We start from the raw sequence: 11623 nt of genomic DNA, 5'->3' as shown, positions 1-11623 counted from the left end.
ACGTTTTGCACAGCCGGGCGAAGAAGGACAAGAACATTGGAATATACTGGAACTTAAGTTACTGGCTGATGTTGGTTTGGTAGGTTTCCCTAATGCGGGTAAATCAACCTTGTTATCAGTAGTATCGGCCGCTAAACCCGAGATTGCTGATTACGCTTTTACCACGCTGGTACCTAATTTAGGTATTGTGGCTTATCGTAATAATCGCTCGTTTGTTATGGCTGATATTCCGGGCATAATTGAGGGAGCGTCGCAAGGCAAGGGACTTGGAATACGTTTTTTAAGACATATTGAGCGTAACTCGGTATTGTTATTTATGATTCCGGTGGATACCTCACGCACCATTACAGAGGAATTTGAAATTTTACTGCACGAGTTAAACGAATACAACCCGGAATTAATGCATAAGCCGCGTGTATTAGCTATTACTAAGAGCGATATGCTGGACGATGAATTAATTGCGGAGATGAAGAAGGAAGTACCTGCGGATATCCCGTCGATATTTATATCATCAGTAGCTCAGAAGAATATTGCGGAGCTAAAGGACCTGCTTTGGGCCGAGATCAATAAGCAGTAAAACTTATTCAATAATGCGATCGCGTACTTTTACGGCCGGGTTGCCCTGGTAAATGCTGTAAGGTTCAAGGTTTTTTGTGGCGATGGAACCGGCAGTAAGTACTGCGTGTGCGCCTATTGTTAATCCTTGATTTATAACTGCAAAAGCACCTATCCATGCCCCGTCATCTATGACCACGTTACCTGTTATCAAATCGAAAGAAGGTTTTTTATAATTATGGCTGCCCGTTAATATAACCGCGCCTTGCGATATACATACGTTGTTACCTATATTAACAGGCACCAGGCAATCAATCCAAACGTTTTCGCCTATCCAAACCTCGTTGCGGATAGTTAGGTGCCAGGGGTATTTAATATTTACACCGGGTTTTAGCTCAACCTGATCACCAACCTTTGCTCCAAACCACCTTAGCAAAGTATTTTTAAACCCATAAAACGGAAATAGGGACGATTTAAAAAACAACACATTAACATAATACCATAAAACCCGCTTTAAAGCAGTACCACCTGGATGATAAGGCGAATTGTTATAGCTGTAAAGGTCAGTTTGTTTCATGCTTTTTAGTTACGGCAAAATCGTGTTTTGTCCAAAAATACAGGCTTATAAGTATAATAACGTATATAATTATATTAAATATAGTATGGTGGTCAATAATTTTGGTTTCTTTTGATTGCCAGTACAGGGCTAATAGGATGAACCGTATAACATTTAAAACCTGGAAAGTAAGTACACCTGCTATAAAAAAAATGATCTTATGTTTTAATGGTTTCGGATAGGCAATTACAAACGCGGCCAAAAAGCTCATCACCCCAAAACCCAGGCAGGAGTAAGCCAGTTCGATAATATTATGCCCGACAACCAACAGGTCTATGTTATTTATTATGGTGGTGAAGCCCATCCATACCAATATTTGTTTACTGCATTGCAGCAATAAGGTGCGCAGCCATTGTACGTAATTTAAATGATCAGCTAAAAAAGCGGTATAGTAATTGCCCGGGGTGGTAATGCCCAGGTACATAATGTTAAAATAATAAAAGCATACAAACAGAACTACAAAAACAATCGCGAACCTGATAGGGCTATGCTTGTTTTTTAGCATCATTTTCCTGTTTTAGTATCTCGTCAATTTTAATATCAACAATCAGCCTGAACCAAAAGCCCTGTAAAAAGTGAAATATTACCCCGTTGCGGCCATCTAATATGCCCAGTTGAAATATCATACGGTAAGTAAAATATAAGGCGGGCCTTACGTAGCGCGGTAGCCTGTACCATAATCGCTTAAACCACGCCGAACGTTCATAAGGCGACCCCCAAAAGCGCGGGGTTATGGTTTGCAGGCGCAATTGTTTTATACGTTCAACCTCTTCAATAGCTAACTGGTCGCTATAACGGTTATGCTTTTCTATCCAAAAGCTAATGTTATTCTCTTTTAAGTTCTCCTCTAATATAATACCGTTTTTCCACACCACGGTTTGTCCGGGCACTATAAAACGGTGATCCATATTTTCGCTTATGTCCGAATAGCCAATGTTAAAACGAAACATTTTAAGCATATAAAACGGGTAGTAACCGCCATGCCTTATCCAGGTACCTTTAAAAAAGTTTTTGCGGTTAAAATAAATACCGTTTATAGGTTTGTAATCCTCGTCCTTAAAATTTAGCAGTAAGTGTTTAAGTTCGGGGGTTACAATATGGTCGGCATCAAGGCCTATAACCCAGGGTGTTTGTATATCAAAGTTTTTAAGCGCGAAATCCCATTGCTTAGGGTGATTCTCAAACTTATGGTGTAAAAACTGCGCGCCAAAGCTTTCGCCTATTTTTATGGTATCATCGGTACTGCCCGAGTCTACTATAAAAACAGGTGCGTTTAACTCGCTGATGGATTGCAGCAAACGCGGTAAATGTAATTCCTCGTTATAAGTTAAAATGATAAAGGATAACTGCCTGTTCAATTTAATGTAGCTTTAATGAGCATTGATTTCCAAAAATAAGGAATGCGCCCGGTTCCTTTAAAATCAGTAACTGTAAACCCTGCATTGGTTAATAATAAGCTTAATGTAGCTCTCGACCAAAATTTAATATGCCCCCCTACCCAAAGCGGTGTAATATGGGTATCCCATTTATTAAAGATACTAATTACCAGGTTTTTTAAATACCCGTGGTAAGGGGTTGATAGTATAAGCTGGCCCTTGCCGTTCAAAATGGTTTTACAAAAAGCAACAAATTCTAACGGGTCATACAGGTGTTCAATTACCTCTGTAGATATAATGGTGTCAAAATTTAGCTGCTGTAATTGTTCAGGTAGTTTGCCGGTAGATAGATCCTGCACAAAAAACCTGTCGGGGTTAATTTGTTTGGCTATCGCGATGCCTTTTTCGGAGGCATCTGTCCCATAAGCATTATAACCCATTGAAATTAAATAGTTAACCAAATAACCATTACCACAACCCAGATCTAAAATGCAGGTATTGGTTGTTTTATCCAGCAAACTCAATAATGGCTGTAACATATAATTAAAATTATGTGTCATGGTATCGGCATGATAGCCATAATCTTTATAATCAGTCATTATTTATAATTTGGTTATACATAGCTATGTATTTTTCAACTAATTTATCCGCTTTAAAATCATTGTAAATTATGGCAGGGGCATTTTTTCTGATACGGATAAGTTCTTCACGGCAGTGTATAGCTATGTTATTGATAAATGTGGTAACTGAATCGGGAAATACCTGGCATACCCAGCCCATTTTATTTTGCTCAACATAATTATATAAGCCTACATTTTGGCTTATTAATACAGCGGTGCCTACGCTTAAACTCTCGATAACGGTATTGGCAAAATTCTCGTCGTGCGATGGCAGTATAAACAGATCATGGTTATTAAGCAGCTCAAATTTATCTTCGTTGTAAAAGCCTGCCCATGTAATAAATTGGGTTATATCATTATCTGCGGCCAGTTGTTTAAGGTAAGTGATATAGGTTTCTTCGCCGGTACCTGCAATAGTTAGGTGATAAGGGACAGTAACCTTTGTAAGCGCTTTAAACAGTATGTCCAGCCCTTTTTTTTCTTCTATCCTCGAAAAAAAAAGTAATCGTAAAGTATCGACAGGCAATGTATTATGGGCCGTAAAGTTTACCGGCAGTTTAACAAAATTAGCAATAGTGGTTATGCTTGCAGGATTAACCAATTGCGCTATAGCCAGTGCTTCCCTTTCGGAAGTAACATGGATGTGGCATTTGTTTAACAAAGGCTTACCTAAAAATTTATGAATGATGCTTTTTATCCCCCTGTTTTTATTAGAAAAGGAGTAGGGGCTTAAAGTCCCCCTTGGCGAAACCACTACAGGCACCCCGCGAAGTACCGCTATTAAACAGGATAGCACGGATACTGTGTTCCACCATGCATGAATATGTACCAGGTCATTTTTTTTTACCTGCTGCCATAATTTAATTAACAAAGCGGGCGAAAAATGTGTATGGTCCTTGGTTAATCGTTTAAAATAAGTTACTTTAACGCCATCAACATTGGCATTTGTTTTTTGCGGCAGGTCATCGTAGCCATTGGCTGTAGTGGTAAATACAATAACATCAGTACCGGCAATTACCAGTTGTTCGCATAACATAGCTACCGACATGGTGGGGCCGCCGTATATTAACGCGGGCTTATAGGAGGCATTAATTTGTATAATTTTCAAACCTCTTCTAATACATTATAAGTTTTAAATATTTTAAAAATAACCAGCATGGTTATATAACTCCAAAAAACCGAATTGATCAAAAACTCAAAACTTAGCCCGCGCCAAAGTATTTGGAACAGCCCCGAAAATATAAGCGCTGTACCTAATACATAGCCGCCAAATAGTTTTTCGGCCTGTATAGAAAGTAATTGCGCGGTAGCGCCATATATAAGCAGGCACACAACTATACCAAATGGGCCGCCCGAAAGGTAGGCATCAACCACAAAGGCAGGCTTTGCCGAAACACTTGAGCCACGGTATACCACACCTGCATCATAAACACGCTCCATTACCAAATCTTCGGTACTGGGTTTTGAGGGCCAAAAGGCCCGGGGTATTATAGCGGTAAATGATTGTTCAAGCAATTTTAAACCATAATAACCAATATGTGCCGGGGTTGATTTAGCAAATATGGTAAACATATCAATTTCACTTAACCTAAACGCGTAAAACTCCCAGTTGCTGTCGTCCTGGCCATTTAATTTATCTTTTTTACTGTTTAAAACCGCGTCAATGGCCAGGCTTCGCGCCTCGTCCTGGTCTGTTGTTTCTGTCCATGAGTTTTCTCTGAATACCCGGTTATAAGTAGGTAGCAGCATAAACAAGCATAATAAAAATGGCATCAAAAAGTAGGTTACCACCTTTTTATAATTAGGGTATAAAAATATGCCTAAAACCAGAACACTAATAATAATAGGTTCTTTATAGCCCGAAATAAGCGCCTGGTAAAAGTTGAAGAAATAAAGTATTAAGCATATTATAGTGTTGGCCATTTTTTTAAGCGGTATGGCATAAGCCAGCGCCAGTGTACCGGCAATAAAACTTAATGAACCTAACTGGAAATAAAACTGCGATAACCCTGGTACCAGGTAACAAGCTATTGATACGGGTAAACTTATTAAAGCAGTAATGAGCAGCAGGTTGGCTATTTTGTCGGCATCAATATGGTAGCGTTGTTTGTTTGGGTATTTCATAAATAATAAAACCCCGGTTACAAATGATGCGTGCGCCAAACAATAGTACCGCTGGCATTGCGCGGTAAGCATTAACCTGTTTTGATCTACTAATGTTAAAATGGGGTTTTTATGAAAATCCTGATAGCCCAAAACATCTAAAAAGTAAAAAAAAGATGTGCAGCACATATAACCGGCAAAAACAATTTGCACCAAAAATATAGGGCGCATTAATTGTTCTGATACTTTTCTGTCGTCTGGTAATTCCTTTATTTTACCGGTAAGGGTTAAATAAAAAATAAAAAACGATCCCAACCAGGCTATCAGGTATGATAAAATATAAAATCCACCAAACAATTCGGCTAACAGCCAGGGCATAAAAAATATGGCATATAACCCTATTGGTGGCTTTTTCATTGGGGTGTTTTTTTAAATATTGACATATTATTCAGGTATGCAAAATAAATTTCCATCCTCAATATCTGCGGCAATGTTTATTAATTCGCAATCTACCGGGTTTACCTGATATACCAAATAGTTTAACGCATGTAAAAAATCAAAGCAATCGGCTGCGTTTTGGCCGGCGGCCTGCCAATAATTACTATCGTATTCAAAAATAATACGTGGCTTATGTTTTTGCAGGGTTTGTTTTAATCCTTTTAACACGTGATATTCAAAACCTTCTACATCAATTTTTACCAGGGCCAGGCTATTTAATGATTGAATTTCGAGCAACTCATCGGCCACTTTGATAATGATTTTTTGCTTTTCGGTACCGCTGTTTGTGTTACGCAAACTAAAAGCTCCCTGGTTCCAGTCGGCTTTATTAATGGTAAGTTCGGCCTCGCCTTCATTATCGGCCAATGCAAAAGGAAATAGCGAAACATTTTTTGCTTTGTTTAAGTCGATATTTTTTCTGAATTTTTCCTGCAGGTGCTCCAAAGGTTCAAACGAAAAAACTTTTCCGGCCCGGCCGATACACGCCGACATACGTAAACTTTGTAAACCAATATTGGCACCAATATCTAAAGCGTTATCACCTTCGGTTAGGGATAGTTTTATCAGTTTACCAATTTCGTCCTCATAAGTACCAGTACTTAATATGGTCCATTCAATGTAATTATCGGCCGTGGTATAAATAGCTATATCGTCCGTATTTAGCCAAATAATACCATTTTTAAGTTCGGCTTTAAGTTGGTTTGAGGGTTTAAACCAGTTAGCAAGCCGTTCCTGGCCCGGCAAGTTCCAGTTCCTGGTAAAACTTAACTTTATTTTATCGCTGCGCTTCATTTAATAATTTCTGCTCTATAGTTTCGGCAATGGTTAAAAAATTCCAGTCTTCAATTAACAATGCCGACGTTTTTCCTAAATCTGTTAAGCCATCTCTGGTTTTAGTAAGTTGATTTAAATGTGCCGTTAAATCATCCATATTTTCACTTTTAAATATAGCGCCATTTTTATTATTAATAACCAGGTCAATAGCGCAGCCGCATTTATCTGAAACCAATACAGCTTTGCTGCACGCCATGGCCTCGTTAACAGCTAACCCCCATGATTCGCCCGGACCTTTTGATGGCAGGCAAAACAAATTGCAGGCCTGATATACTACCGGCATATTGGTTTGATTTTGAAAATCGATAAAATGAATATTGGGGCTATGCTGCGCTTTTTGTTTTAAAGCGGACTCTAATTGCCCGTTGCCGGTAAAAAGCAAATGTATTTTTGGATTGTTTATTTTCAATACAGCATCCAGTAAAATTTCCGGATTTTTTTTAGGCTCAAACTTACCGGCAAACAGTATAAGGATATCTTCATCCTTTAATCCTAAACGGTTTCTTAACTCCTGCGCTTCGGTATGTCGGTTGGTTTTAAAACGGTTATTATCAACCGCGTGTGGCGCAAATGTGAGTTGGTTATCTTTTAATCCGTACTTTTTAAAATAGGCCTTATTGTGTGTACCGGTGTAAAAGGCATGGTCAACATGGCTGTAAACCCATTTTAAAAAAAACGATTTTAAAAACGATCGTAAAGTTGGCTTTTCATCTAACAAGGTCGAATCGCCCCTGAAAAACACAGGCACTTTATTTTTAAAATAACGCATAGCCTTTAAATGGCTATGGTAGGCCCAACCTATAAATAAAACAGCATCAGGTTTATAATTATTAACCTGATTTATAAGCCCGGGGTTTATAATGCCTTTAAAGTGGTGCGAGCCGGCATCTGCAGCCGTATTTTTTACCCATTCAAAAGGATACCCGTCTAAAAGAGGAAGGTCCCAGGTTATTTTTTTTCCGAAATCAGGGTCGTATTTATCCAGTGCGGTTTCTCCCCAGGTATAAAATACTTTAACAGCTATCCTTTGGCGTTCATGTAATAGTTTAAACACCGGCGCATAATATTGAATAGGGTGGGTTGTTATAATAGCTAAGCGCATCATTTAATTACCCGGTTAAAAAGATCGCATTGTTGTAAGGTCATGTTTTGCGCGCTATGTTTTTTTAAAGCTTCGGCGTTGTAGGTAATGGTTGGGATGTTTCCGGCGATAATTTGCTTTAAAAAGTTGAAAACTTTCGATGATATATCAGCTGTATCATAGCTGTAATTGAAAGGCGAATCATACTCGTTTAAAGTGTTTATGGCCGGGCTTAACGGGTTAAATATAGTAAGCAGCGGTTTGCCGGTTAACAAATAAGGATAAATTTTTGATGCCGTATAAGCCGGGTCGTCTGATCCGGGCACAAACAGCGCATCCGCTTGCAATAAAGTTATCAGGGTATGATAATAACTTATCCTGTCGGTTATTTCAATTACATTTTGTTCAAGCCTGTATTGTTTAGCTAATGGTAATATGGTTGGCGTACCCCGGCCACCTGGGGCATAACTGGTGCCTATAAAATAAACTTTTAGCTTGCTGAACATTTCGGGTTCATCTATCAATCCCTTAGCCATTACTTCAAAAAGCGGCGTTATGGCTTTGTGCATATCTTCGCCGCCGCGCCCCACATAAACCAAGCTTTTAAATTTGGTGTCAAGTATAGATGTTAAGATGTTCAGGTTATCACGGGCTATTTTAATATCGGGCTCAAAAGCGCCGAATGTTATGATAGCAGCAGGAATATTTTTTATTGCCGGGTATCTGTCTTTTAAATCGGCAATATATTTTTCAGAAACACTTATCAAACCGCCAACCTTTTTTATGGCCAATGGCTCCAGGTATTTATTTAAACGGTAGCTAAACCAATATTTGGTAGGGCGCTGGTGTTTAGGTTTGTCTTCATAATAATCCGAGTGCCAGGGGTCCTGCATATCAATAATGTAGGGCACGCCGAAGCGTTTTTTCCAGTAAGCACCTAAAATACAAACCGGGTATTGCGTGGTTGAAAAATAAACAAGGTCATATTTTCCTGTTTTTAACAACTGGTTTACTTTTTTACGGTAAAACCAAAGTGACCGCAGGGCTATGCTACCCAGACCCAATTTAGCTGTCCATGATTTATCAAGGGCGTTAACGGTGTGTATTTTTATACTTTCGGGGATGCTTTTGAGCAACAGGTCATCTTTCACCACATCCATATATAGCCCGTTAACCGTTACCACTTCGGCATCCCAGCCGTTAGCTGCAAAATAAGGCAGGCTCATGCGCACCCGCTGCATATCCGGCGTATTAGCGGGCGGAAAGTATGGCGATATAATGAGTACCCTTTTATTCAACTTTTAAGGTTTGGTTTATTAGGTTTAAAAATTTAACGCTTTCATTTTCCCAGTTATATTTTTCAAGTCCACAATTTAATGATGCCACACAGGCTTTAAATAACTCATCGCGGTTTAAATTATAATGGGTTAAAATCTCCGCAAGCTTACCGCTATCCTTTTTAGGATATACCGTTCCTATATCCGGATTTGCCTGTATAAAGCTTTGCTGGGCCTGTGTATCGCTGGCAATAATGGCCAACCCGGCTTGCATATAGGTAAATATTTTATTGCTTAATGCCAATTCGTTATTTATACTAAAACCAGGTTCAGAAGCCAGCCCAATATCAAATTGAGTAATAAAACCCACAATTTCATCGGGCGGCATAGGTTCATGAAAATACAGGTTGTTTGCTGCCGGGCCTGCCAGCTGTGCAAACTCGGTTTTTACTGCATCATCTGCATTGCCTAACAGGTGTAGGTGCAGGTTATTGTTATCTAAAATTTTTAGGGCGATCAATACATCTTCAATCCCCCTGTTGGTACCTATTGTTTGCGAAAACCATATAATTTTTACCGGTCCTGTTAAGTTTGCAGTTCGCGTAATGTTAACAGGGCTTTTGGGGAACACATTCAATAGGGTAACCGGGTGCTTTGCAGGATAAAGCTCAGCATAAGCTTCTGTTATTTTCGGACTCGAAGCCGTTACATAATCAGCCTTTACCAGATATTTATTTTCCAGGTATTTAGTTAGCTTGTATTTGGGGCTTGATGTACTGTTATCGGTTTCGTTACGGTGATAGTCCTCAATGTCAAATCCGCATTTAGCATGGTATTTTTTAGCAACTTTTATAGTTGCGGCTAAAGCCCCCAGATTATGACCGATATATATATCGGCCTTATGTTTTTTTGCTTCGCGAATTAAAAAAAAGCTGGCCCGCGCAATGGCCAGTTCTGAATAAAAAAGTACCGGGCCAAACATAACTTTCAGTTTAGCTAACGCAAAGATCATCCTGCTGATAAAATATACCGCCGGACTTTTAAACGGGTGCCCGCCAACCAAAATAGCCTTCCACTTTTTGTTAGGTAATAGGTGGTTAGTAAAATCATCGCCCCAGTTGTTCCAGTAGGCATAAAGCACTATTACTTCAAAACCGGCATCGCTTAACGCATCGGCCTCCTTTACCAGGCGCGGGTTTAGCGAGGGCTGACCCGAAGTAATTAATAAAGCTTTTTTGTTAGCTGTTTTGATATTAGTTTGATTAAAGTGATAAATATTGTTTAGCCACTTTAGTTAAGTTGAACCTGCTTTCGGCAATCTCCCGGCAGGCTTTGCGGCTTATGGTGCTTAATAATGGTATTTTTTGTATCATTTCATCCTTATTACTTACAATAAAACCGGTAACGCCATCTTCAATAACCTCGGGTACCGAGCCACGTTTAAAACCTATTACCGGGGTGCCGCAGGCCATAGCTTCTATCATTACAATGCCAAAGGGCTCATCCCATTCAATAGGGAACAATAGGGCTTTAGCTTTTTGCAGGTAGATATTCTTTTCGGTATCATTTAATGGGCCTAAGTAAACTATCTGGTCGTTATCTATCAGCGGCTCAATCTCGATTTTGTAATAGGCTAAATTATCGGGTGTGTGCGATATATTACCTGCTATTAATAATTTATGGTTAGTGGCCTTTGCTACCTGTATGGCGGTATGTACCCCTTTTATTTTATCCAGCCTCCCCAAAAACATTAATGGGGCGTCTTCGGCAATTGTTTCGTTAAGGTCGTAAGTCGAAAAATCTATCGTGTTATAAACCGTATGCCACTGCCCGGCAATATTACCCGTGCCTACGCAATAATTACTACAGGCTGTAAAAATCAAATTTTTGTTGGGCAGCAGGTTAAATATACGTATGCCCGCGTGCGCTACCGGCCTGCCATAGGTCATTATTTTTTTAACCGGGGCGTTTAGTACAGGCAATAAATATATTAGCCGCCCAAAATTGTGTATCAAATCAAAGTTTTTATGATTTTTCCGCAAATAATTCCATACAAACCAAACCTCTTTATTGCGCTGTTTTTTTGAACGATCAAGGTCATTTATCCCGTAAGTAACTGTAGTACCCGTGCAATGTGAGTCTGGTCCGGCCAATAAGGTTACCTGGTGGCCAAGCCTTGTATATTCGCCGGCAAACAGATCAACCAGCCGTTCATGCCCGCCATATAATAGTGGGGGTACAGGTATGCCGGGATCCATAATTAATAATATCCTCATTAAAATTTTTTGATGAGTGAACGCGAAAGATTTATTGCTGGCAATTCAACTAATTTATAAAATATCCACGCGCATATAATGCACAAAGTAATGGCCGCTAATAAAAACAGGTTACTTACATATATCGAGTGTGTGTAGCGTTCGGTTAAATTCATAAAACGGCCACCTATGGGTATGTGTATAAGGTATAATGAATAGGATATTGCCGCAAAGAACTTTGTTATTTTGCCCGAATGGTTCCAATAAACCATGCCTAAAACGGTTAATAATTCGGCGGCGAAGATGCATTTATCCGGGTTGTTAAAAAAGGTAAATGTAATTACAAGTAACTCCAGCAGCCAAAACTCGCGGGTATCTATGTGGCCGGTTTTATATTTAAAATACAAT

Annotated in this window: 11 protein-coding genes and 1 pseudogene; 1 reads left to right on the top strand and 11 read right to left on the bottom strand. The window is 39.3% G+C overall.

The genetic code is table 11. The features are described 5' to 3' along the window. A partial coding sequence (locus ABI367_RS09715; RefSeq protein WP_462229262.1) for an Obg family GTPase occupies positions 1-577 on the top strand: 577 nt, incomplete at its 5' end. Between the two features lie 3 nt (positions 578-580). Here ABI367_RS09715 and ABI367_RS09710 read toward each other — a convergent pair. The 11 genes and pseudogenes from ABI367_RS09710 to ABI367_RS09660 all read right to left on the bottom strand — a co-directional run. After that, positions 581-1132, bottom strand: coding sequence for a WcaF family extracellular polysaccharide biosynthesis acetyltransferase (locus ABI367_RS09710; RefSeq protein WP_462229260.1), 552 nt, complete (start codon positions 1130-1132; stop codon positions 581-583). Then, positions 1119-2529: pseudogene (gene xrtY, locus ABI367_RS09705) on the bottom strand (exosortase Y). The gene ABI367_RS09710 and the pseudogene xrtY overlap by 14 nt, the downstream one beginning before the upstream one ends. Further along, positions 2526-3146, bottom strand: a complete 621-nt coding sequence (locus ABI367_RS09700) for a class I SAM-dependent methyltransferase (RefSeq protein WP_462229258.1) — start codon at positions 3144-3146, stop codon at positions 2526-2528. The pseudogene xrtY and the gene ABI367_RS09700 overlap by 4 nt, the downstream one beginning before the upstream one ends. Next, complete coding sequence (locus ABI367_RS09695; protein ID WP_462229256.1) at positions 3139-4275, bottom strand: XrtY-associated glycosyltransferase XYAG1; 1137 nt, start codon at positions 4273-4275, stop codon at positions 3139-3141. The genes ABI367_RS09700 and ABI367_RS09695 overlap by 8 nt, the downstream gene beginning before the upstream one ends. Further along, positions 4272-5687 carry an exosortase Y-associated Wzy-like protein gene (locus ABI367_RS09690; RefSeq protein ID WP_462229254.1) on the bottom strand — a complete coding sequence of 472 codons (1416 nt, stop codon included), beginning with the start codon at positions 5685-5687 and terminating at the stop codon, positions 4272-4274. The genes ABI367_RS09695 and ABI367_RS09690 overlap by 4 nt, the downstream gene beginning before the upstream one ends. Before the next feature lie 27 nt (positions 5688-5714). Next, positions 5715-6560, bottom strand: coding sequence for an FkbM family methyltransferase (locus ABI367_RS09685; protein WP_462229252.1), 846 nt, complete (start codon positions 6558-6560; stop codon positions 5715-5717). After that, a complete protein-coding gene (locus tag ABI367_RS09680) occupies positions 6544-7707 on the bottom strand; it encodes a glycosyltransferase family 4 protein (RefSeq protein WP_462229250.1) in 1164 nt (387 codons plus the stop codon). Before ABI367_RS09680 ends, ABI367_RS09685 begins: the two co-directional genes overlap by 17 nt. Next, positions 7704-8981 carry a glycosyltransferase family protein gene (locus ABI367_RS09675; RefSeq protein WP_462229248.1) on the bottom strand — a complete coding sequence of 426 codons (1278 nt, stop codon included), beginning with the start codon at positions 8979-8981 and terminating at the stop codon, positions 7704-7706. The genes ABI367_RS09680 and ABI367_RS09675 overlap by 4 nt, the downstream gene beginning before the upstream one ends. Continuing rightward, positions 8974-10101 (bottom strand): glycosyltransferase, encoded by a 1128-nt coding sequence (locus ABI367_RS09670; protein ID WP_462229246.1) that lies wholly within the window; start codon positions 10099-10101, stop codon positions 8974-8976. The genes ABI367_RS09675 and ABI367_RS09670 overlap by 8 nt, the downstream gene beginning before the upstream one ends. Positions 10102-10222: 121 nt before the next feature. Next, the gene (locus ABI367_RS09665; RefSeq protein WP_462229244.1) at positions 10223-11236 is read right to left on the bottom strand and encodes a glycosyltransferase family 4 protein; all 1014 of its coding nucleotides are present in this window, start codon (positions 11234-11236) and stop codon (positions 10223-10225) included. Continuing rightward, positions 11236-11623, bottom strand: a 388-nt coding sequence (locus tag ABI367_RS09660) for a hypothetical protein (protein WP_462229242.1), incomplete at its 5' end; no start/stop codon positions are given. The genes ABI367_RS09665 and ABI367_RS09660, both read right to left, overlap by 1 nt.

Origin of the sequence: Mucilaginibacter sp., from assembly GCF_039935595.1 — a bacterium.
Lineage (GTDB): Bacteria > Bacteroidota > Bacteroidia > Sphingobacteriales > Sphingobacteriaceae > Mucilaginibacter.
This window is presented reverse-complemented; position numbering and strand designations above follow the sequence as displayed.